Annotated in this window: 21 protein-coding genes; 8 read left to right on the top strand and 13 right to left on the bottom strand. The window is 63.3% G+C overall.

What is annotated here, in order from left to right:
* Positions 1-35 precede the first annotated feature (35 nt).
* Together MC375_RS11640 and MC375_RS11635 are read right to left on the bottom strand one after the other, a co-directional pair.
* The gene (locus tag MC375_RS11640) at positions 36-425 is read right to left on the bottom strand and encodes a hypothetical protein (RefSeq protein ID WP_242103563.1); all 390 of its coding nucleotides are present in this window, start codon (positions 423-425) and stop codon (positions 36-38) included.
* A 33-nt stretch (positions 426-458) separates the two neighbouring features.
* The gene (locus tag MC375_RS11635; RefSeq protein ID WP_242103562.1) at positions 459-824 is read right to left on the bottom strand and encodes a DUF6164 family protein; all 366 of its coding nucleotides are present in this window, start codon (positions 822-824) and stop codon (positions 459-461) included.
* A 120-nt stretch (positions 825-944) separates the two neighbouring features.
* On the opposite strand from MC375_RS11635, the gene MC375_RS11630 reads away from it, so the two are divergent.
* On the top strand, positions 945-1406 hold the full coding sequence (locus MC375_RS11630; RefSeq protein ID WP_242103561.1) for a TerB family tellurite resistance protein: 462 nt from the start codon (positions 945-947) through the stop codon (positions 1404-1406).
* A gap of 133 nt (positions 1407-1539) precedes the next feature.
* On the opposite strand, the gene MC375_RS11625 is transcribed toward MC375_RS11630, so the two are convergent.
* The 3 genes from MC375_RS11625 to MC375_RS11615 all read right to left on the bottom strand — a co-directional run bounded on the left by MC375_RS11625 (position 1540) and on the right by MC375_RS11615 (position 5156).
* Complete coding sequence (locus tag MC375_RS11625; RefSeq protein WP_242103560.1) at positions 1540-2292, bottom strand: hypothetical protein; 753 nt, start codon at positions 2290-2292, stop codon at positions 1540-1542.
* 273 nt (positions 2293-2565) lie between these two features.
* The gene (locus MC375_RS17815; RefSeq protein WP_242103559.1) at positions 2566-4326 is read right to left on the bottom strand and encodes an ATP-binding protein; all 1761 of its coding nucleotides are present in this window, start codon (positions 4324-4326) and stop codon (positions 2566-2568) included.
* A 38-nt stretch (positions 4327-4364) separates the two neighbouring features.
* Positions 4365-5156, bottom strand: a complete 792-nt coding sequence (locus tag MC375_RS11615) for a response regulator (protein ID WP_242103558.1) — start codon at positions 5154-5156, stop codon at positions 4365-4367.
* Between the two features lie 334 nt (positions 5157-5490).
* On the opposite strand from MC375_RS11615, the gene MC375_RS11610 reads away from it, so the two are divergent.
* From MC375_RS11610 to MC375_RS11590, 5 genes are all read left to right on the top strand, one after another.
* On the top strand, positions 5491-7593 hold the full coding sequence (locus MC375_RS11610; RefSeq protein ID WP_242103557.1) for a S8 family peptidase: 2103 nt from the start codon (positions 5491-5493) through the stop codon (positions 7591-7593).
* A 42-nt stretch (positions 7594-7635) separates the two neighbouring features.
* Positions 7636-9759 carry a S8 family peptidase gene (locus MC375_RS11605; RefSeq protein ID WP_242103556.1) on the top strand — a complete coding sequence of 708 codons (2124 nt, stop codon included), beginning with the start codon at positions 7636-7638 and terminating at the stop codon, positions 9757-9759.
* Positions 9760-10349: 590 nt separating this feature from the next.
* Positions 10350-10889 carry a GNAT family N-acetyltransferase gene (locus tag MC375_RS11600; RefSeq protein ID WP_242103555.1) on the top strand — a complete coding sequence of 180 codons (540 nt, stop codon included), beginning with the start codon at positions 10350-10352 and terminating at the stop codon, positions 10887-10889.
* Positions 10890-10966: 77 nt separating this feature from the next.
* On the top strand, positions 10967-11455 hold the full coding sequence (locus tag MC375_RS11595) for a GNAT family N-acetyltransferase (RefSeq protein ID WP_242103554.1): 489 nt from the start codon (positions 10967-10969) through the stop codon (positions 11453-11455).
* An 83-nt stretch (positions 11456-11538) separates the two neighbouring features.
* Positions 11539-11925, top strand: coding sequence for a RidA family protein (locus MC375_RS11590; RefSeq protein ID WP_242103553.1), 387 nt, complete (start codon positions 11539-11541; stop codon positions 11923-11925).
* 142 nt (positions 11926-12067) lie between these two features.
* Here MC375_RS11590 and MC375_RS11585 read toward each other — a convergent pair whose 3' ends face one another.
* From MC375_RS11585 to MC375_RS11565, 5 genes are all read right to left on the bottom strand, one after another.
* Positions 12068-12940 (bottom strand): MBL fold metallo-hydrolase, encoded by an 873-nt coding sequence (locus MC375_RS11585; RefSeq protein WP_242103552.1) that lies wholly within the window; start codon positions 12938-12940, stop codon positions 12068-12070.
* Between the two features lie 200 nt (positions 12941-13140).
* Entirely contained in the window at positions 13141-14445 is a 1305-nt protein-coding gene (locus MC375_RS11580; protein WP_242103551.1) for a bifunctional diguanylate cyclase/phosphodiesterase, read from the bottom strand.
* 7 nt (positions 14446-14452) lie between these two features.
* The gene (locus tag MC375_RS11575; protein ID WP_242103550.1) at positions 14453-15763 is read right to left on the bottom strand and encodes an HD-GYP domain-containing protein; all 1311 of its coding nucleotides are present in this window, start codon (positions 15761-15763) and stop codon (positions 14453-14455) included.
* A gap of 272 nt (positions 15764-16035) precedes the next feature.
* Positions 16036-16896, bottom strand: coding sequence for a type II CAAX endopeptidase family protein (locus MC375_RS11570; protein ID WP_242103549.1), 861 nt, complete (start codon positions 16894-16896; stop codon positions 16036-16038).
* Between the two features lie 253 nt (positions 16897-17149).
* A complete protein-coding gene (locus MC375_RS11565) occupies positions 17150-17623 on the bottom strand; it encodes a nuclear transport factor 2 family protein (RefSeq protein WP_242103548.1) in 474 nt (157 codons plus the stop codon).
* Positions 17624-17803: 180 nt separating this feature from the next.
* On the opposite strand from MC375_RS11565, the gene MC375_RS11560 reads away from it, so the two are divergent.
* Positions 17804-18199, top strand: a complete 396-nt coding sequence (locus MC375_RS11560; protein WP_242103547.1) for a DUF1801 domain-containing protein — start codon at positions 17804-17806, stop codon at positions 18197-18199.
* A gap of 45 nt (positions 18200-18244) precedes the next feature.
* Here the strand turns inward: MC375_RS11560 and MC375_RS11555 are convergent, their stop codons facing one another.
* Positions 18245-18856, bottom strand: a complete 612-nt coding sequence (locus MC375_RS11555; protein WP_242103546.1) for a class I SAM-dependent methyltransferase — start codon at positions 18854-18856, stop codon at positions 18245-18247.
* Between the two features lie 202 nt (positions 18857-19058).
* A complete protein-coding gene (locus MC375_RS11550) occupies positions 19059-19340 on the bottom strand; it encodes a hypothetical protein (protein ID WP_242103545.1) in 282 nt (93 codons plus the stop codon).
* Positions 19341-19592: 252 nt separating this feature from the next.
* Here MC375_RS11550 and MC375_RS11545 point away from each other — a divergent pair, with 252 nt between their 5' ends.
* Positions 19593-20021 (top strand): Dabb family protein, encoded by a 429-nt coding sequence (locus MC375_RS11545; RefSeq protein ID WP_242103544.1) that lies wholly within the window; start codon positions 19593-19595, stop codon positions 20019-20021.
* 325 nt (positions 20022-20346) lie between these two features.
* Here the strand turns inward: MC375_RS11545 and MC375_RS11540 are convergent, their stop codons facing one another.
* The gene (locus tag MC375_RS11540) at positions 20347-22353 is read right to left on the bottom strand and encodes a glycoside hydrolase 43 family protein (protein WP_242103543.1); all 2007 of its coding nucleotides are present in this window, start codon (positions 22351-22353) and stop codon (positions 20347-20349) included.
* Between the last annotated feature and the right edge of the window lie 295 nt (positions 22354-22648).

Raw genomic sequence — 22648 nt, 5'->3', positions numbered from 1 at the left:
CTGAAAGGCTGCGCCTGAAGAGCCCCCTGTCGAATTCACCTCGGGTGCCGCGATGTGGACGAATGACCCGGATCGGGAGACCCGGGCGGGCGGCAGCCGGACGCGAAAACATCACTGGTGCCGCGGCTGCATTTACGGGAACGCCGGCCCGGATCGAAGGCGGTCAGCGGAACAACTTCGATGCGAAAACTGTGATCAATTGCTCTAAAAAAAGAAGAAGGAAGCTTCTCGATTGCGGGACAACTCTCTTTGACCAGCAGTGGTCGCTGACCGGCGCGCCAACGCATTGCGCCAACGCGCACGGCCAGCACGTCGACGGGTTCAGAGCTTGGCATTAGCCGAACGGCGATGTGATCTTCTTCGGCCCGGCGGCGGATCATTCCCATCGCCTGATCAGAATCATGCACGGCGTAGGGCGGGCTCAAGCCCGCCTGCGCGCATTTCACGCCCTGGACCAGTTACCCGCGCAACAGCAGCACCGGCAGCGCCACCAGCCCCAGCAGGAACAAGATGGCGAGCACGGTCAGCACCACGCGCACGGGCTCGGTACGCAGCACCGTCCAGAAGGTCTGCGCGGTGCCGGCACGCACCGCGGCGGCGTGTTCGGCGCGGACGCGGGCCTGCCGCTCTTGCTGGTAGTCGGCCATCAACCGCTTGGCCTGCGCGATGTCGTCGTCCTCGGTGACGAAGATGCCGCCCGCCGAGATGCCCCACAGGCTCGGCGGGGTTTCGTAGAAGGCGATGCGGTGCGCGTCGAGCATCGCGCGCACGTCGTCGGCTTCGTCATCGGGAACGTGACGCAGATTGAGCAGCAGCTTGGACATGGCGCGATGATAGCGGGCGCAGGGTGGACTCAAGCCTGCCCTACCCGCTCTTCCGGGTTGAGGACGCATGGCACGGCCCCCAGCTCTGGAATCCCGCCGTACGACATCGGATGCACTGCCGTGACCGACTGGTTCAAGGCCCTCACCAGCATCGTTAATCACCACGAACCCGTTGCCGATCCGCATGCGCTGCCCAGGGCCGCCGCCGCGCTGCTGCTGGAGATGGCAGTCACCGCCGACGGTGGCGATGAGGTCGAACTGGACGTGGTCCACGAGGCGATGGCCACGGTCTTCGGCATGGCCCCGGCCGAACTCGCATCGCTGATCGATCAGGCCCACCAGGCACGGCGGCAATCGATCTCGCTGCATGAATTCACCCGCGGGCTGCGACCCGGCCTGGATCCCGGGCAGCGCGCCGAACTCGTCGAATGGCTGTGGCGGGTGGCCTTCGCCGACGCGCGCCTGGACAAGCACGAGGAACTGATGGTGCGTCGCGTGGCCGACCTGCTCGGCGTGCCGCATGCCGAATTCATCCGGCGCAAGCTTCTGGCGAAGGCGAGCAGCAGCAAAGCAGCGTCGTAGGGCGGGCTCAAGCCCGCCTTGCGCAGATCACGATTGCGTCCCCGGCGTGGTCGTCGGTACCCCGAAAAACGAAACAAATGAGGGGGACGCTTTTTTCCCACCCGGTGAGCACCCGGGCCAGTGTCCCCTCAACTCACAGGAAGGGAACCAGCGGAACATCGTCGGGAAGCGGCCCCGGCAGGTCGATGTCCGGCAAGGCGTTGTCGAGGGTCGGCAACGGCGCCACCACCCATTCCACGCCCGGCGGCATCCAGGACTGCTCCGTGGCCCGCTCCCACAAGCGCTGCGTCTGTGTCCCGACCTCCAGGCCGGGCCCGAATGGCGTGAACGCAAGAATCCCGTTGTCGTCCACATATTGCTGGCCGGTGGAGAGCAGGATGTCGGGTACGTCATCAAGTTCCAGCTCTCCGCCCGTGATCAGCGACTGGTCGATGCCTTCCTGGCTCAACACGTCGTTGATGTCCGGCGTACCCGCGATGACCAGGAGATCCTGTGCCGGCAAGTCGTACAGCCCCGAATCGACGTAGGCGTCTGGATGGGTTTCGAAGGCGAACCTGCGAAACGCGTCCGGATCACGCTCGAGTTCGGCGAATCCCTCGGGATCGCTTATCCGCTTGTCCTCGATCGCCTGCTGCAGCGCCACCAGGGTCTTGTCGCGCCATGCCAGGCCTTCGTCCGAAAGATCCCGGTCGTCCAGCGAGCTGAAGCGGTCGGCGTACTTCTGGCCATACTCCAGATAGTAGTCAGGCGGATCCACGCCAGGATTGCGGCTGACGAAGTCATCGTACCGCTGCCGGTAGTAATCGGGCGTCCCCGGCTCCACCGCCGCAGGCTGGGTGGTGGTCGTTGGAACGTATGGCGTTTGTCCGATCCCATCGATGAGCATGGTCAGTCTCCCGGAGTCGGTGGAAGCCTACCGGTGGGATTGCAGGCACGGTACTAGGGGCGCCCCTAGCGTCCCATCGCTGTCCAAGGCATTGTTGCCGGCCTGCCTGCCCCGCCTGGCGACCGAACATCAGGCTCCGATGCTGGTCGGTATCAGGGAATGCCGCGCCGTACATGGCGTGCAGTTATCGAAGGCGGGCCAGGACTTGCCACGAACCATCGATGCGAAGGCCGGGCAGTGTCAGGGCAATTCTTCGAGCAACGTGGCACTGGATTAGGGTTCCGTGACTCGGCGCGGCAGCCTTAGGCAGGCCCGTAGACCGCGTCCGTTGGGACCGGATTCGAGCGTGAGTGTTCCGCCGTGCAGCTGGGCGGTGCAATCGGCGATCGCCAAGCCCAAACCGCTACCCGGCTCCAACGTGCCGGGTATTCGGAAGAAACGCTGCTTGGCATGCTCAAGGTGCTCGGCAGGAATGCCGGGGCCGTCGTCGGTTACGACCAGCATGACTACGCCCTCTTCCTCAACCAGGTCGATCGACACGTGCGACCCGGATGGCGAGTAGCGAATCGCATTGTCGACGAGGTTGTCTACTGCCGCCATCAGCGTGTCCTGGTCAAATCGATACCTGCACGTTCGTGGACAATGCAAGTCCAGCTCGATGTTCTTGGCGATGGCACGGCTGGCTGCCGCTGCGACACGCTCTTGCAGCGGTGGGACAAGATCTCCCTCCTGGAGGAATGCCGCCGGGGCGGTCGCCCCCGCTTTTGCCAACATAAGCAATTGGCGTATCAGCGTGGAGACGCGCTGCAATCCCTCTTCCAGGTGCGTGGCCGCTTGTTCGCGCGAATGATCATCATCAGCCACGCGAAGAACGTGCGCCTGCGCCTGGATGACGGCGATGGGTGTCAGCAGTTCATGAGCGGCATTGGAGAATGCATCGCGTTCCACCAACAGAAGCTTCTGAAGTTGACCCAGCAGCCGGTTGGTCTCCGAGACCAGCGGCGCGATCTCGCTATAGTCGACATCCGGCCGCAACGGCGAGAGATCCGTCGAGCTTCTGGCGCCGATCAGGCGAGCCAACCGATGCAGCGGGGACATGGTGTAGCGACCGATCAACCATGTCATCAGAACTGCTAGGGGCAGGATCCAGGCGCCCTGAATCAACAGAGGTCCGAGCGAAACCAGAACGACCTTGCGTGCCCAATCGCCTGGGATGCCGGCTTGGACTTCGTTACCCCGTGCGTCCCGCAGCCGGACGAGGCGCCAACGCTTGCCGGCGATCTCCACGTTTTCGAAGCGCGGTTCGCCCCAGGTCGATTCAATGGGCACGGGCCCAAGGGCGGAAGCGGCGCTGGCCGATTGCTGCGTCCGCAATGCCAGCGGGGCGCGCATGTTTCGCGCGCCACCGGTCGCCTGGCCAGGCTGCGATCTCCCTATGCCCGGGCCCGCTGGAGGTGACGGATACTGCATCACCCCGGTGCTGAACTTCGCCGATGGCGAACCCACGTCAAGTTCGAATACCGGCCGGCCTCGCGCACCCGGGGGCGGCGCCAGGCCTTTTTCTTCCAGTTCACGCGCAGTGAGTTCGCGGGCAGTTTGGTTGGCTGTCCGCACGTGGCCATCGACGTCAATTTCCGCGGACCAGTGCGCCTGCTCGCCAGCCCCGCTCGGCGCCACTGCACCGGTCGGGCTGGGCCCTGCGCCCTTCGCTGTCCTGTCCGGGAACATTGGTAGCGCGGGCGCGTCCGCGGACCGGATAAGCAGCTCGTGCCCGGCATCAAACAACTGATACAGCAGTTGCGGCTGCTCCTTCACGTCGAAGGCGCTGCGCATGCTTTGCGCATGATATCCGACGATTTCATCCGCAAAGGCGGCTGCTGCGGGAGGAGAGGCTTCGGCGATTGGCATCAGACTCGCGGCAATGCCGGTGGCGAACAGTTGAAGTTGCCCATCGATGCGCTGGGAGCCGGCAATGTAGAAGGCCACCGTCACGACCGCCGCCGCCAAGGCAACGATCGAGGTCTGTGCAAGCACGAGCCGCGCCGAGAGCGAGTGTCTGTTTCGTCGAAACTTCATATGTTCAGCATGTAGCCAACGCCGGGGACGGTGCGAATGGCACCCGAGAGTTCGCCCAGCTTTCGCCTCAGGTTATGAACGTGAACATCGAGCAGGTTGCTCCCGGCGACATCGGCCGCGGGGAGCATCACGGTTTCCAGCTGCGCTCTCGTAACGACCTTTCCAGCCTGGCGGGCCAGCTCGAGAAGCAGGGTGAACTCCTTCGGAGAAAGCGGCAGAAGATGATCGCCGACCCACACTTCGCGCCGGTCTGGCGCGATGCGCAAATTCCCGACCTGCCATTCCGAACTGGCTTGCCCGGCGCCCCGTCTGATCAGCGCACGAATGCGTGCCAGCAGTTCGACCACCGCAAAGGGCTTGATCAGATAATCGTCGGCGCCCGCATCCAGACCACGGACACGGTCGGCAATGTCATAGCGCACCGTCAGGAACAGCGCCGGCGTGGTGTCTCCCCGGCGGCGGGCATCTCCAAGAACATCGAATCCGTTGCCGTCCGGCAGCTGGATGTCCAGGATCATCGCGGCGAAACCGCCGCGCTCAAGGGCTTCCCTGGCTTGCGCAGCCAACCTGACCCATACCGCATCAAATCCAGCATGGCTCAGCGCCTGCCGCAAGGCATCGCCCAGTTGCAGATCGTCTTCGACTAGCAGTACACGGGACATGTCCAGTCCTCTCCTCTCCGTGATCGTACTGCGGGTCTCCGGCCGCTCCAACTTCGCTGCACGCAGCCGATCTTCGGCGAGGTTTTCGCCTGGCGGGAACGCCACCCGGCTCACGCGTTTCGTCATTTAGAGCCGATTCGTGGCACAGGACATTAAGAGCGCCTTAAGACGCCTGACTTGCGCTCCGAGCGAGCCCAAGCTCACGCCAAAGGACTTAATCGGTTCTTCATTTCAAAGGCGCCATGGCTACCTAGCATCGGGACCTTCGTACTAACGGAGGTCGCGACACCCTTACTCGCTCTTGCGCTTGCGCTGCCGACGGCGCGCCCGCTTGTTTCCGCTCTTGGTTCTCTTCCTTCATGGCGTGCGCACGTGACTGCATGCACGGGGGCCCGTCCCAAGCCAGCGCCTTGAGGCCGGCCGCCCCACGTCAATCAACTGTCCACACGAGGTCATCCAGATGACTGGCTTGTTCAGTACTCGAATCATTCGCACGTTGTCGCTGGGGGTGGTGCTCGCCTTCGTAGGTGCTGCCGTGGCGGGTGCGCCACCGGGCAAGGTCAAGACCCGCGCGAACGCAAAGCAGCCGATCGCATCGCCGAAGGCGCCGCAATCGGCCAAACGTTTCATCGTGACGTATCGAAAGGGAGCTTCACGACAATACAACGACGCCAAGGTCCAGAACCTGGTCGGCGTGGCCGGGAGGGCGCTCGGCGTCCGCATGCACCGGTTGCGGCGCCTGGCCGTGGGTTCCGACGTGATCGTGGCCGACCGTGCCCTCGACAGTGCCGGCATCGGGCGCCTCAGGAAGGAACTGGCGAAAGACCCGAACGTCGCCTACGTATCGGTCGATGCGCTATGGAAGCCGATGGCGGTTCCGAATGACCCGATGTATCCGCAGCAGTGGCACTACCGCAACGGCTTGGGCGGCATCGACGTGGAAGGCGCGTGGGATGTCACCGCCGGTGCCGGCGCCGTGGTCGCGGTGGTCGACACCGGCATCACCGACCATCCCGATCTGAATGGCAACGTGATCCCCGGCTACGATTTCGTCTCCGATGTCTTTAACGCAGCTGACGGCGATGGTCGCGACCCGGATGCGCACGATCCGGGAGACGGCTCACCATTCCGTTCCTCGAGCTGGCACGGTACCCATGTCGCTGGAACTATCGCTGCGGTCACCAACAATGGCCTCGGCGTCGCCGGCATCGCGCATCAGGCCAAGGTCCAACCCGTGCGGGTGTTGGGTGCGTATGGCGGCTTCATGTCCGACATCATCGACGGCATTGTGTGGGCATCTGGCGGCGCCGTCGTGGGCGCACCGGACAACCCAACCCCCGCCGACGTGATCAATGTCAGCCTGGGCGGCTTTGGTGGCGGGCCCAACTTCACGTGCGATCCCGCGACGCAGGCGGCGATCACGCTTGCCGTCGGCAACGGAGCGACGGTGGTCGCAGCCGCCGGAAACAATGGGGCGCCGGCACGCTACTTCTCCCCCGCGAACTGCATCGGCACGATCACCGTCGGGGCAACCGATCCGAATCGCGCGCGTTCGTTCTTCAGCAACCTGGGTGAGAAATTGGCCATCTCGGCGCCGGGAGGGCTCGGCTATGCGCCAGCCGAAGCCAACATCCTGTCCACGCTGAACGATGGCATGATCGCTCCTGGAAACCCCACCTACCGGTGGTATGCCGGCACCTCGATGGCGGCACCGCACGTCGCGGGCGTGGCGGCCCTGATCCAGGCGGCCTCGGCGACGCGCAAGACCCCGGCTGAAGTCGAAAAGATCCTGATCAACACAGCCTACGACGGCAGCCTAGGCTTCCCCACGGGTTGCTCCTTGGACTTCCAGTGTGGCTCGGGCGTATTGAACGCGAGTCGCGCGGTCGCCGTCGCCGCGGGGCGTCTACCGCTCCCGCCCGCGCCGCCCGCCTACCCGGGACCGACCAGGCCAATGGTCCCCATGGCCAATGGATCCGAATTGAGCGGCTTGGCTGCGAGCGACTCCACCAACGATCCGGACGATGCGCAGTACGTTCCCAAGCCGAACGACAGCCTCTGGTACACCGTTGAGGTGCCACCCGGTGCCAAGCATCTGCTGATCCAGAGCTGGGGTGCCAGTGGGGATCTTCGGATGTTGGTCCGGCAAGGCAAGCTGCCGCATTTGGGCGAATCCGACTGCAACTCAGGAAATGTTTCAGAGCATGCATGCGGTTTTACCGCGCCGATTCCCGGCACCTATTACATCAGGCTGATGCCTTTTGGCACCAATGCATCGTTTTCCGGGGCATCCCTCTACGCGGCATTCGAGGACGGCAACTGGCCGAGAAACCTGCAAGCCAGCGCCGGGCAATACGGCAAAGAGGGTGTACGCGTCACGCTCACGTGGAAAGCGGGTAAGCGGCGCGTCGACCTGTACCGCAACGGCGCCTTGCTGCGCACTCTGAACAACACGGGCTCAGCTACCGACTCGTTCCGACCTTCCGGTAGCGGCCGATCGATCTACACGGTTTGCAACAGCGACACCACCGAGTGCGCACCGACGGTGACCGCCAAGTACTGACGCCGCTGAGCCGCAAACCACCTTCATTCAATGAGGTTGTCCATGAATCATTCCCTTAAGTGGCCTCGCGCATCTGCCTTGGCGCTTGGCGTAATGCTCGTCTTCACCCAGCAGGCTCTTGCGGGTGGTCCACCCGACCAGCCGGCATCGAAGACCTCTCGATCCGGCGCAAAGCGCGTCACCTTCGGCCCGACGGCAGCCAAAGGCACAGCAACGGTCAAGGGGTCCGATCAATCGGCCAAACGTTTCATCGTGATGTACCGGCCCGGAACGGAAAAGAACTACAACGCCGCCAGGGTCCAGAGATTGATCGGAGGCGCGGGAAAAGCGCTGGGGCTGCGCATTGGTCGCTTGCGGCGGCTTGCCATCGGCGCTGATGTAATCGAGGTCGAACGTGAACTCAATAGCGCGGACATCAAACGCCTGAAGAAGGAACTGGTGCGAGATCCGAACGTCAAGCACGTATCCGTCGATGCGATCTGGACTCCTTTGGGTACTCCGAACGATCCGCTCTATTCGCAGCAATGGGATTACCACAGCAGCGGAGGCGGCATCGCCGTCGAGGGCGCCTGGGATATCGCCACCGGCCTGGGAACGGTCGTGGCGGTGATTGATACCGGCATCACTGACCACCCTGACCTCAATGCCAATGTCATCGCCGGCTATGACATGATTTCGGACCCGATCGTGGCGGGCGATGGCGACGGTCGAGATCCCGATGCGCATGACGTTGGCGACTCGTTTCAGGGTCGCCCGTCAAGCTGGCACGGCACCCATGTCGCCGGCACGATCGCTGCCGTTACCAACAATGGTATCGGCATGGCCGGCATCGCGCACCACGCCAAGATTCAGCCGGTTCGGGCGCTGGGCAAGCAAGGTGGACACCAATCCGACGTTCTCGACGCGATCGTCTGGGCTTCGGGCGGCACGGTGCCTGGCGTGCCTGATAACACCACACCTGCGGATGTCATCAATCTGAGCCTGGGTGCATCGCAGCCTTGCGATCCGGCGGCTCAGGCGGCGGTGACGAGAGCCATCTCCAATGGCGCGATCGTGGTGGCGGCCGCCGGCAACAACAACACGGGCGTCCGTTACGCGACGCCTGCGAGTTGTGATGGCGCGATTGCAGTGGCCGCTACCGGTCCAGAGACCGAGCGGGCCTTCTACTCGAATTTCGGTGAGCGCGTCACGGTGGCTGCTCCTGGTGGCTCGGGCCTCTGGCCCATGGAGTCCAACATCCTGTCGACACTGAATGATGGCGTGACCGGAGTCGGAAACCCGATCTACGCCTGGTACGCCGGCACGTCGATGGCGACGCCCCACGTTGCCGGGGTCGCCGCCCTCATGCAGTCGGCAGCGGCCACACCCAAAACCCCTGCCGAGATCCGAAAGATCCTCGCCTATACGGCTTACGACACGGGCCTTGGATTTCCCAAGGGTTGCTCGTTTGATTTCCAGTGCGGGACAGGCGTGGTGAACGCGACCCGCGCGGTCTCCGTTGCCGCCGGGCACACGCCCCTCCCACCGGCACCGCCGGCCTATCCCGGGCCGACCAGATCCATCGACGTGCTTCGCAGCGGCTTGGAGTTGACGGGACTTAGCTCAAGCAACACCGTGCCACCTACCGAAGCGACCTTCAATCCCGACGACAGTCTTTGGTACGCCATCGACATACCGCCAGGCGCCAAACATTTGCAGGTCAAGACCTGGGGTGGCGCGGGCAGGGTTGGCATGTTCGTGCGGCGGGGCAAGCTGCCCACACTGGGCGACAACGACTGCGAATCGGGCGACGGAGCAACCACGACATTCTGCGCGGTCGTCGCGCCGACCCCGGGGCCTTATTTCGTGCGGCTCGTTCCACTCCACTCGGGCACGGCCAATGGATTCACCGGAGTTTCGCTGTACGCCTCGTTCGTCGACAACCTCTGGCCACGGAATCTGCAGGCCAAGAGTCTCCGTGGCAAGCAAGGTGTCCGCGTGACCCTGAGCTGGGACTCCGGCAAGAAGCAGGTCGATGTCTATCGCAATGGCGCCTATGTACGCACCGTCAGGAACGACGGCACCGCAACCGACTCGTTCCGGGCCACAGCTGGCGGGCAGGCGTCGTACACGGTGTGCAACACCGATACCACGGAGTGTGCGCCGTCGGTCACGACAACGTACTGACTTGGAACATGGGACGCACAGGTTAGCGCCTGCGCCTCCTTTCCGTGCCCCGAGAAGCCTCGGGGCCGGGGCAAAGCGTACGGAGCTTTTCAGTGTGTCTGCACCTGCGACAACCCGGTATCGAGCCATCAACTGGGGATTCGAAGGATCTCCGCCCTTAAGCAAACTACTCGGAGCATGCGGTCTCCCCCTCTCCCCTCAATTCCCGCATGCGAAAGCACGTGTGACCGAGTATTGCCGAACCCCCGGCTATTACCTCGTCTGGCCGGGGGCTTTTTTGACCAAGAGATTCGTCATCGCTGTATTGTTTTGCGCAGCTACTGCTTCTGGTTCCGTAGTTCAGGGGGCGCGCCCCAAAACAGATGACGGCAAGTTCGAGTCCCAAACAGATGAACATGACAGCATTCCGGCCGAACTGCAGCGGTCTTTTTCTGTCAAACGCTGGACATCACACGATAGTGAGTTATTTGTCAGGAGCCGTATGGGCCACTCCATCTTGTGGGCGTTGACCAGTACGCCAAGAACGATGCCTAATAGCCCATTCAAGCCGAAGCCGATCGCAGAGCGTCGGATTACATGCGGCAACCATCATGACAAGAAGCGAACTGCTCAAGATTCGTACGGCATCGGTCAGCGATCTAGTCGCTATTCAAATCATCGGAAGAGAAACATATCTCGATCATTTTCCGTCCATCTGGTCCGAGAGGGGCTTGCAGGAATTCTTACAGCAGGACTTTTCTGAGCCTGCACTGCAGCGCTCCCTTTCGTCGCCTGATCATATGTGGCTGCTCGCCCAAGACGCCAGGGACGCCGTCATTGGCTACGCCAAGATTAACTGGAATAGGCCGGCGCCGATCTCAGGCGCCATAGGCGCAGAGCTTCAGAAGATCTACTTCCTCGCCTCTGCGACCGGCAAGGGATATGGCGAACAGCTTGTTGACTTCATTGCGCACGCAGCAACAGAGCGTGGCCAGGATCTGATATGGCTCGACGTGCTCAAGTCGAACCTAGGCGCACAGCGCTTTTACGCGGGCAAGGGGTTCGTGAAACAGGGCGAGATACCGTTTAGAACCGATCTTCGTGAAATGAGCATGGTGGTCATGCTGCGTCAATTGACGATTGACGGCTGACAATTCATTCCAATGGAGTCCGCCTCGCCGGGTCGTCTTAATTCAGGCAGTCCCACAACCAGGTTCGTGGAGTGCTTATGACAGATTTTGGTATTCGCCCCGCTACGCCGGCCGACCTGCAAGATCTGCTTGATCTAATCAATGAACTGGCCGTTGCAGAGGAATTCCCATTTCCAGTAACGGTCACGGCAGATGACCTTGCCGAGAGCCTATTTGGCCAAGAGCCTGTCGCCGAGGCTGTCCTTGCTTTCGCCGGGAAAAGGTTGGCCGGATTTGCAGTTTTTTACCAGACCTTCGCAACAACGACTGGTAGACGCGGCCTTCATTTGGATGATTTGTTTGTTCGGCCAGAGTTCCAAGGCCTTGGCTACGGTCGCTTGCTGCTGCGCCACCTCGCTCGAATCGCACAAGAGAAGGGCTGCGTCAGATTTGAGTGGTGGGCGCTCAAGACGAACACCAGCGCCATCAAGTTCTTCAAACATGTTGGCGCTCGCCCAATGGATGAGCTCCTGATCTTCAGGACCAGTGGGTCAAGCCTCGCAGGCCTGGCTTCCGGCGAGGCCTAACAATCCGTTCAAGCCGAAGCCACTTCGCGGCTGGACATCTTGGTGCGCTCCGGGAATCTTTACTGAAAGAAAGGAAAATCCGCATGAAGCTTGTCTCGCATAACCCAACCGCTGGGATTTATCCGGCCACACCAGATTACGTGCATGCCATCGAGGTTCAGGAGCCCAAGCGGATCCTATTTGTCGCCGGCACAATGGGCCTGGACGAACATGGCGTCGCTGGCACGACGCTCGACGAACAACTCGAATTGATCTGGTCGAATATAAGGACGATTCTCGCCAGCGCTGACATGACCATCGAGAATATCGTGCGGTTGACCAGCTATCTACGTGACCCGTCATATGCCGAGGCTAACGGTGCCGCACGCACGCGTGCGCTAGGCGATCGCCGCATTCCGACGACGGCGATCGTTGCACAAACCCTGATGACCGATTGGCTGGTTGAGATCGAAGTCATTGCTGTGGCTTGACCGCGTGAGCATCTTTGATCGAAGGTCGGCGTCCGCGACCTCCGTGCGAGGATTGTCCCCGCTTCGTGGTGTCCGAAAAAACTCGGACAACCCCACTCTGACCCCTTTTTCTCCTTCTTCCTGACGACCCTTCGAACCCTGGCTACACGCCCATCGCGATTTCAAGAAGGATGCGCCAGGCATTCATTGGCAACCATTCGTCGTATCCGTCCCATGTTTCGTACTGCGGCAGCTTCACCGTCATGGGAACCTGCATGAACGGCGTGCCCTGCTTGAGTTCAGCCAGTACCGCGGCCCGCAGGTCCTGCAGATACCTGAGTTGATCCGCGACGCTCGACCGCGGCCCCACGGCCGCGTTGTGCGCGTACATCACGCGGTCGAAATCGAGTGCGCCCATCTCGGCGAGCGTGCGTTCCCACTCCTTCGGCGAGAAATCGGGCATGTAGGTGAAGCCCACGCGCTTCGGCACGACGAGGTCGACGGTGTAGATCGTCTTCTCGCGCGGAAACAAAAACACGGTCATGCCTTCGCCGTGGTTCGCGCCAAAGTAGAGGAGATCGATCTGGCTGTGCCCAAGCTTCAGTACGGACCTGGTCCCGGACCACGTCTCGTCGGGCATGACCACGTCCGGGCTCGGATGCGCCCTCAACCAGGCGGCGGCCGTTTCGTGACTCAGAATCTTCGCGCCTTCGGCCTTGAACACGGCGCCGCCGCTGATGTGGTCGTAGTGGTTGTGCGAATAGACGAGATATCGGATCGGCTTGTCGGTCAGCTTGCGGATCGCCGCGAGCGATGCCTTGGCGAAGTCCTCGTCGAAACTGTCCATTACGATCACGCCATCGTCGGTGATCATGAACGCGTTGAACGCCATCCCGGCGCCGAAACTGTAGAGCCCGGGCGCGATTTCGATGCTCTCGTAGGGAGGACGCGCGTGCGCGCGGCCGGCGGACAGGCCTAGCGCCAATGCGATCACGGCACCCGTGAAGAATGCGCCGAAGAGACGGTTGAGCGACATCGGTATGCGACCTCGTATCCAGGGATGGTGACGACCCGCGGCGCGGGGCGGGATGTGCCACTTCCACACGATAGGGCAGGCGGTCGCGCGGCAAGGAGCCACTTCCGACAAATCATCCAGAACGGCCCGGAGCCATTCGTGCGGCAGGAAATGCCTCTGACACCGCTTCCACACATTTCCTAGGCAACGAGCGTAGGAGCCTAGCGGGGGATCGCTATGCGACGAGGGCCTTCGTTCAACCAGCGCTCCATCGCATCGGAGGGGAGCGCTTTACCAAACAGGTAGCCTTGCGCGATATCGCAACCGCTGGCGCGCAGGGCTTGGAACGTCGCATCGTCCTCGACACCCTCGGCTACCACCGACATTCCGAAACGATGGGCCAGATCGATGATCAGGTTGGAGATATGACCTTTGGCCTGGTCCGTGAGCAGCCCGATGACGAAGGACCGATCCACCTTGAGCTCGTCGGCCGGCGTGTTCTTGAAATAGGCCAGGCACGAATATCCGGTACCGAAGTCGTCGATCGACACTTTGGCGCCGAGCTCGCGGATGCGCGAGAGGATCTCGAAACTGTGCTTCGAGTCCATCAGCGATCGTTCGGTGATCTCCAACATCAGCCGGATATCCTTCCTGCCCCATAGTTTCATCGCGTTTTCGACCAGGTCCGGCAAGTCGTCCTGGGCGACGAGTCCGGCTGGAATGTTGACGGCGACAGAAAGCTCGCCCCAGTCGTGCTTCCAGTTGCTGGACTGGCGCAACACGGTATTCAGTGCCCACACTGTAAGCTGCTTGATCTGGCCGGTGCGTTCGGCGATCGGGATGAACACATCGGGCGACACCGGACCGCGCGAGCGACTGTTCCAGCGCATCAGGGCCTCGGCTCCGACCGGTCGCATGTCGGACATGCGCACCTGCGGCTGGTAATGCATGACGATCTCGCCGCGTTCGAGCGCGCCGTCCAGCTCGATCTCGATATCCCAGAACTCGGACAGGCCTTCGACTTGCGGCCCATCCGGAGCAAACGCGCAGCGCTGCCCGGTGACGCGCGCCGTGTCCACCGCTTTCTCGGCCAGGCGCAACAGGTACTCGGGATGGGTGGCATGAGCGGGGCATAGCGCCACGCCGACCGTGACCGGAATCCTGAGCTGGTGCTCGCCGGAACGGAACGGAACGTCGAGCAGGCGGTACAGCTTCTGCACCGCCAGCTCGGCATGGCCCGCGTTCATGACCCGCGGCAGGATCAAGGCGAAACGATCGCTGCCGATCCGGGCTGCGTAGTCGTACTTGCGGACCGCGGCGCCAAGTTGCTCCGCCAGGTGCTGCAGCAGCGCGTCGCCGAATCCATAGCCGTGCGCACCATTGATCCGCGCGAAGCCGTCCACGTCGACGACGATCAGGGCAAGATTGTTTTGCCGGTCGTTGGCATAAGCGATATGCCGACGCAGCAGCGACAAGAAGCTGCGGCGATTGTGCAGACCGGTCAGCTCGTCCTCGGGCGTGCTCATGATCGTGCTAGTCGAGGAAGAGTTCGACCGGATCGATGCCGTAAGCGCCTAGCGGCAGCCCACACTTGATGCTGAGCGGGCGCCCATGAGCGTCCTCCTTCATCTCGCCAAGATCAATGGTACGGAACTGCGGCAACGGCAGCTTGTCTTCATCCAGCAGCAACATGACGCTGGGCCGCAGCCGCTTCAGGCTGTGCACGGCGGTGACGACCCCGACCTGGCCATTGGAAAGCTCGACCAGCGACCCGGTCGGGTAGATACCGCAGGTCAGAATGAATTGCTCGACCAACTCGGACTGGAACAGCGTGCCCCGGCATTTGTACAACTCGGTGACCGCCTGGTGCGGCGACAGGGCATCGGCGTAGAGACGGTTGTTGGTCAGTGCATCGTAGCTGTCGATCAGGCCGAGGATCCGCCCTTCGATGGGGATGTCGCTGCCGCTGAGGCCGCGCGGATAGCCGGTACCGTTATAGCGCTCGTGGTGCGTGGCCACCATATCGATGATCTTGCGCGACACCCCGGGTGTGTTCTCGAGGATCTCCAGGCTTTGTTCGACGTGGCCCCGCATCTGCTGGGTTTCGCGCGCATCGAGCGATGCTTTCTTGGCCAGAATTTCGGCTGGCAAGCGGGTCTTGCCGACGTCGAACAGCAGTCCGCCGAGCGCCAACTCGCGCAGCTCCTCGATTTCCAGGCCAAGGTGCCGGCCAAAGGTGGCCGCCCAGATCGAACAACCCAGCGCATGCTGGTACGTGTAGTTGTCCTTGCGCTTGATCTCCTTGAGCCAGACGAACGCCGACGGGTTGCGCGTGATCGAACCGATCATGGCCTCAACGCCGTCGTGCAGTTTCTGCAGGTCCAGTTCACGGCCGCCCTTCAGGTCCTGCATGACCTCCTCGATGCCACGCTCCAGCGTGTCATGGGCCGCATCGGCGTGCACCAGCTCACTGTTGAAATCGTTCTGGATGCTCCAGTCGGTCTTGCGCAGCTCGGCGAGCTCGTCATGGCCGCGCGCACCCTCGACCAGCGCGGTCTCCTCGAGCTCGACGAAGCGCGGATCGGGCGAGCGCCCCGACGCGATGTCGACATAGACGTGACTGCAGATGCGCTGCAGTTTCTGCAGCTCTTCCTCTGTCTTGATCTCGAAGCCTTCCAACGGAAATGAGGTCTCCAGCCAGGGGCGATCCAGGCGGCTTACAAACATGCCCAGTTCGATACCCTGGACGCTGACCTTGAAGACCTGGCGCATTTTGTCCATGACCATCCCCAGATCGGCCCACGGTAGCAAAGGACCTTTGGCGTAGACATGAGTGCGGGCCACGTCTTCAGCTTTGTCTTGCTATCCGCTATTCCCGGGCCATGGTTTCAACGATGCCGGCAACCGGTCTCAGACCTCTCTGACACCGTTCTTGTTTCGATTTCAGGAGACAGCTTGCCAATCAAAGGGTTCAGGTTCATTTACCCGCTTGCGGCGTGAGTCCGACCCATGCCCCCGAACCGGTCGGTGCCGAGCGCCTTCCGCTGCGGGTCGGCGCGAGTGGCGTAGCCCGTAGTGCGGGCGTAGGGCGGGCCCTGGCCCGCCTTCCGCGGGTTTCAATTGCCTCCGTCTGCGTTGCCTCGGATCTTCATTCCGAAGCGTTTGACAAGCAGTGCACCGGTCACCGCCACGGGAATGCTGACGCCAAGCCAGACCAGAAACGCGGGATCGTACGCACTGGGCCACGGTTCGTGGAACACCATGGTGGCAATCCCGGATTTGCCGCTCATCCCGAGCACTTCGTGCAGAAGCACATTTCCAAATACGTGCAGTCCGACTGCTGTCCACAACGAGCCGCTGAGCACATAGCCATAGGCAAAAACAAAAGACATCGCGCCCGTGGTGCAGACCATCTTGACCGCCTGCATGCCAGACAGGCCGGGAAGATGAAACAGGCCAAATAACACCGCGCCGATCAACAGCGCCCTCGTGAGCCCGAGGTAACGCGTGAGCACGACCAGCATGTAACCGCGAAACGCCAGCTCCTCGCCGAAATTGCCGGCAAAGTACTCCGCGGTTTTCCAACCGAGCTGCGACCACGCCATCGCGCCGCGCTCCCAATGGAACGGCACCAACAGCCAGAGCGCTCCGGCCATCGCGAGAATCACGGGCACGATCAGCATGGCGCCAGCGAAGAACCAACCGATTCGGCGGAGGCCCAACCCCAGCGTGTCGCGCGGGAACCCATCGCGCATCAGAAACGTTCGATTGAGGGCGATCAGTCCGATCACGACCAACAGCGGAATGAGCACACGCGCCGAGTGCGCGAGGACGCCACGTTCCGGAAAGAACATCCACGCAGGGATCGCAAGCATCCGCAGGACCACCGCACCCACCACAAACCAGACAAGCGACGCCATCGGAAACGGTCGCTTCTCGTCGCGAAGGGCATGCGCACTAACGGCGGAAATTTCCATGACGCGCCGTGTACCACTGCGCAGACACCACCGTCAACGTGCGATCGCGTTGGCCAAGCAACCGCGCATCTGCTCGATCCGCCGCAGGAGACAGGCATTGTCGAGCGCACGCCGACCGGAACGCCGACCGCGCCAGGCGCAGCAGCTGCTGGGCGATACGCCCAGCGCTGCGCTGGGCGTGTGTACCGGATACCTGGCCTGGTCGCGGATCCAGATTTACTTCACGGCAGCTCCCGCTGTGCGGCTTTCCGCCTTACGGCTTTGCCGACTCCACGGCTGGGGCCGGATCGTTGGACGGATGATCCACTATGTACAGCCACTTGCCGTCGATCAGCTTTTGCACGTCCACATAGCGGCCGTGCTCGACCGATTCCTTCTGCGTCGTCTTGTGCGCGCTGGTGATCGTGTAAGTGCCCCACGTGGTGCGGGTATCGGCCGAGGCCGCCTCGCCCATCTGGGTCAGGCTGGCGTCTTTGATCTCGAACTCCCCGAAATGGTGCGCGAACCCGTCGCGGATCGCGGTCCGGCCCTGCGCCATCGGTCCGCCCGGGAACCAGATGATCGCGTCTTCCGCATAACAGGCCGCCACGGCGTCGGCATCGTTGGCCTTGAAGGCCGCCACGAAGCAGTCGCCGGCGGGGGGCGGATCCGCCGCCATCGCGGCGCCGGTGGCGGTCACGAACCCGCACAGCAACAGCGCGGCGGCCAATCGATTGCGCATGGACATGGCGTGGTCTCCATTGGATGGTGGGCTCGGAATGGCCCAGCCAGGGGAACGCGCGCTCAGGCGGCCAGCGGCCACCGCGCCCGGGTCTCCACGCAATGCGTCCCGGGTGCGCTGCGCTTACCGGGCTACGCTGGATTTGGTTTTATTCTCGCCCTTCGCAATCGGACCAGGAGCACGCCCATGCCCAAGCCAACCGCAGGCGCATCCAACCGAAAGCCGCCCGAGCCATCGGGCAGCCACGCCGAGGTCGCGGACTGGCTGACGCACGTGACGCCGGACCTGCAGCCCATCGTCGCCGACCTGGACGGACTGATCCGCAAGACCATCCCGGGCCTGCAGTACGCCGTGAAATGGAAGAAGGCGTATTACGGCTTGCCGAAGAACGGCTGGATCATCGAGATGGTGGCGTACGACGTGTCGGTGAACCTGGTGTTCTTCGCCGGCGCGAAGTTCGACCCGCCGCCGCCCCAGGGCGAAGGCTCGCGGTACGTGAAGATCCGCACCCTGGACGAAGCGCGCGCCCCCGAAATCCGCGACTGGATCGCGCAGGCGGCGAAGCATCCCGGCTGGAGTTGAGGCGTTCGTTTCCCGCACTCCGGCGGGTGCGCCACAGGCCGCGCATCAGCTTTCCTTCCGCGCCAGCAGGGTGCGCCACGCGCCGCCGCGGCCCTGCATGGTGGTCTCCCATATGCCGGCCAACCCCGCCTGCGCGAGACGCGCATCGAACGCAGCGGGCAGCCATCGCACCACGCGGTAATCGCCCGCGGTGCCGTGCTCCCACTGGTCGGCCTCGCCTTCGGGATACATCAGGAGCATCAGCCCGCCCGCTTCCAGCGCCCTGGCCAGCTTGGTCAGCGCGCCGTCGAGCTGGGTGCGCTCGAAGTGCTGCAGCACGCACAGCATCATGACGCCGCCGTAGCGCCCGTCGATGGGGTCCGACAGCAGGTCGAGCCGATCGCAGTGCTTGCCGCGTTCGGCCTGGAACTCGCAGAACGCGGAGGCCGCATCGGTGCGGTAAACCTCCACGCCCAGCGCTTCCAGGCGATCGGCGTCCCAGCCCGGGCCGGAGCCGATTTCGAGCACGCGCGTGCCCTGCTTCACCGCCGCCGCCAGCCGGCGCAGCGCCTCTTCGCTGGCCGACGCCCTTCCGTCCACGGTCTCCACGTAGTCGCGCACCGTGCGCTCGTAATCCGCGACGGTGCGCGAGTTGTTGGCATGGCGAGCCTCAGGCATCGTCGCGCCTCCGGAAGGCGGGCGTTGTCGCTTGGGAGAGTGTCCTTGGCACCATCTTCGTCCCCACTGATTGCCCCTTTCCTGGCTGAAAGCCAGGACACGGGGCTTTGCCGGCACCGGGCCCGCCTCCGGCCGCCCAGGACCCGGTCTACCGATCGGTGAACCTGACCCGCTTTCGGGCCCGCTTTCGCGCCCTTCGGCGCTAGACCTTCTCGAGATGTTGCGCGGCCTGGGCCGCGGCTGCCTGCAACGCGCGGGCATAGGCGCTGTAGATCCGTCCCTTCGCGCGGGCGGCGGCTTCCAGCCCCTCGATATATGTGGTGAGCAGGTCGCGGGCGTTGTACTGGTGACCGAGCGCCTCGATCGTCCTTGACACGGTTTCCCGCAGGTGCCACTCGATGTTGCCGCCGATCTCGGCCTGCTTGGCGAGATCGACGACGCTGAGCAGATGTGGCGTCACGAGATTGGCGACGGTGGCCTTCATTTCCCTGTCCCTGTTTGCGAACGCCCGGAAAGATACCGCGAACCGGCGGCGATGGCGCCGGGCGACCCCTGGGGCCCAAAGGTCCGCGCCTTTCGCGGATCGCCGGACCGCCGCGCTACGAGACGGCATCACGCCTTGCGGCCCTTCCGTCTCAGCGCCGACCTGGGGCAAATCAATTCCCCGTCCCCTATCGTCCGACAGTGCCGCCCTATACTCGCAGGCCCGCAGGCTATGCACTGAAGGACCCGGATCATGACCGATCGCTCGCGCCGCGATGTCCTCGTCGCCGCCACCGCCCTGGCTGCCGGCGTGGCCGCCACCGCTCCCCGCGCGGCCGCTTCCGCCCCCGCCAGCAAGGCATCGTTCGCGCCGGTCGTGCACCACGTGTTCTTCTGGCTGAAGAATCCGGATTCCAAGGAGGACCTCGCCAGACTGCTCGCCGGACTGCGAACCCTGGCGGGCATCGACACCGTGCGCGGCATCCACATCGGCGTGCCGGCCGATACCGAGCAGCGCGGCGTCGTCGACGGAAGCTACAGCGCCTCGGAACTCCTGTTCTTCGACGATGTGGCCGGGCAGAACGCTTATCAGGTCCATCCCATCCACAAGCAGTTCGTCGCCGACTGCGAGCACCTGTGGGAACGCGTGGTCGTGTACGACGCCACAGCCGTCGCGCCATAACTCATTCTGAGCAGGGACGGCAAAGAGGACGACGGCAAAGGGGAGGTATGTCAGGGCAACTGGTCCTGACCGGCGGCCGGCCGGCCCGACGCGGGCTCCGGAAATTGTCCCTGACACCGAAGGATTGGCCCGGGTGGCACCACGCCGCAGGTCCATGGCGAGCAGCAGGCGCTTCCGGTCTCGGGCTGGCGGTCCTTGGAGCGGGTCTGGAGAAACTGTCTCTGACACCGTTCTCCTGCTCCGCGGGACATACGAACGAACGCCAGGCGCGCTGCGCTTGGCTGGCCGGGGTGAGGGCGTGCCCGCGCTTCGCCGGTGCCGCCCTTCACTGCGACCAGATAAAGCGCGCGCCGTCGCTGTCGTCCGGCATGGGGCCGGGACTGTCGGCCCGGATATCCCGGGTCCGCGGATCGATGCGCAGGAAGCGGTTGGTGGCCAATGACATCAGCACCAACTCGCCCGTCGGTGTTTCGATCCATTGAAAGGTTTGCGCCGTGCCGGGCTGGCCGGCGGCAAGCGTCACCGCTCCGTCCTTATCGACCGTGACATAGCGTGTGCCCGATCGCAGCGCGACGCGGCCCAGTTCGCGGTCGACGATCTCGAACCGCGTCGGAGCATCCGACGCCAGGCGCCCTTCGCTTGCGGCTAGTCCGGTGGTCGCGCGAAACGACGTCAGCCGGATCGATCGGCCATAGGGAACGGGCCGCATCAGGCCGTGGGTATGCGGCTGATGGACATCGATGCTGTCGAAGTCGGCAAAACCGCCCTCGGCGCCGCTCGCGTTGTAGTTGAACAATCCGTAGCGGACGCCCTGGAAAGTGAAGGTCTGGTAGAACAGCTCGACCTCGTTGCCGATCGGGGTAAAGGTGATGCCGTCGAACGAATAGCTGAAGCGCGCCCGTTCGGTGAGGAAGTCGCAGTCCGCGCGAAGCCAGATGCGCGTCCCGCTCATCTTCACCCGCACCCGCTGGTCCAGGCGCTGGTCGTAGAAGACGACCTTGAGTTCGTCGGTGAGTTTTTCGACGCCCAAAGTCGCATAAGGCAGATTGAGCAGGCCCAGACCCGCCGTGTCGCCCGGCTTCAGGTGCGACGCATCGAGCAGGACGCTCGGCGCCGACATCGGCCCGATCGCCCGCTGCGTCAGCGTATTGCGCGCGTCGTAGAACGAAGTCGCCGGCAGGGCGTGAAGCCGCAGGAAGCCCGGGCGTTCCGACAACGACCACTTGTCGTCGACCGGGACATGGTTCCACTGCCATATCGGCTGCAGCCGCGGCGCCGAAAAATCATCGCTGCGCTGATAGGGCACACGCACCGGCTGCGGTGTGGCGATTTTGGGCTTCACCCAGGTCCGCGGCGTGCGCGTCAGATTGCCCGGCAGTCCGAAATAGGGCCAGCCATCCTTCCAGGTGATCGGAGACAGGCTGAGCAGGCGACCGACGGAATTGAAATCCATCATTGAAAGGCCCCACCACTCGCCCCCGGGCGTCTGGACGATGCCTCCCTGGTGCATCGCCAGGCTATGTTTGGCGGCGGGGTCAGGCCCCCAGAACTCGAACGGCGGCTTGGGCGTACCCAGGCGCCTGCTCGACGCCATGCCGAAGTCCTCATGCGAACTGATCGATTGATGGACCTCGTAGGGCCCCAGCACATGATCCGCCCGCGCCGCCGGCATGCGAAAGCCGCCTTGCCAATTGGCGCTGATGATGTAGTACTTGCCGTCGATCTTGTAGAAATGCGCGCCCTCGCCCATCCCGGCGTCGTCGGCGAACAGGGCGCGCTCGGTGCCTGGAACGATGTCGGTCAGGTCGTCCGTCAGCTGGGCCAGGCGCATCGACTTGTGGCCCCAGACGACATAGGCCTTGCCGTCGTCGTCGAACAGGACGGACAAGTCGTGGAGGCTGCGTTTCATCGGCATGCGCGTCCACGGCCCCTTCGGATCGGTGGCCGTGAACATCTGGGTCATCTGGTCGTTGACGTTCGAGAAGATGTAGAACTTGCCTTCGTGATAGCGGAAGGACGGCGCCCAGATACCCTGGCCGTAGATGTTGCGGCCGCCCTCCAGCCGGTAGGCCGGGCCAAGGTCAAGCTTGTCCATGGCATAGGCGACGAACTCCCAGTTGACCAGATCCTTCGAGCGCAGGATCGGCACGCCCGGCATGGCGTGCATGGTGGTGCCGGTCAGGTAGAACCAGTCGCCGACGCGGATCAGGTCCGGATCCGAGAATTCGTCATAAAAGAGAGGATTGGTGAAGGTGCCGTTGCCGTTGTCGGGCGTCCAGGTCGCGGTCGACATGCCCTTGGGCGCGCTCGCCACCGGACCCTCCCGGTTCATCGCAGATGCCGGCGACGCGCATGCAATCAGCGTCAAGGCCGCGCATAACAGCAGCCCGGATATGACAACTGCGGGCGATTTCGGTCGATGCCGCATGACGCTTCACCTTTCAGGCTGACCAGTTCACGCAGTCGGAACCGCTACGCGCGGTCCGCCCTCCGCGGTCTGGTTGCCGGCTGCTACCGTTGTGTCACGAACTGCCTTGGATCAACTTCGAGGGGAAGCATAGGCAGGCGCGTCGTCTCATCTCCAATGAATTGTTCAGCGCGAGCTATGTCCTTTTTCGCAGGCGCCA

The organism is Lysobacter sp. M2-1, from assembly GCF_022662495.1.
Classification (GTDB): domain Bacteria; phylum Pseudomonadota; class Gammaproteobacteria; order Xanthomonadales; family Xanthomonadaceae; genus JAKPBU01.
The sequence above is the reverse complement of the archived record's forward strand: the minus strand, read 5'-3'. Positions and strand labels throughout refer to the sequence as shown.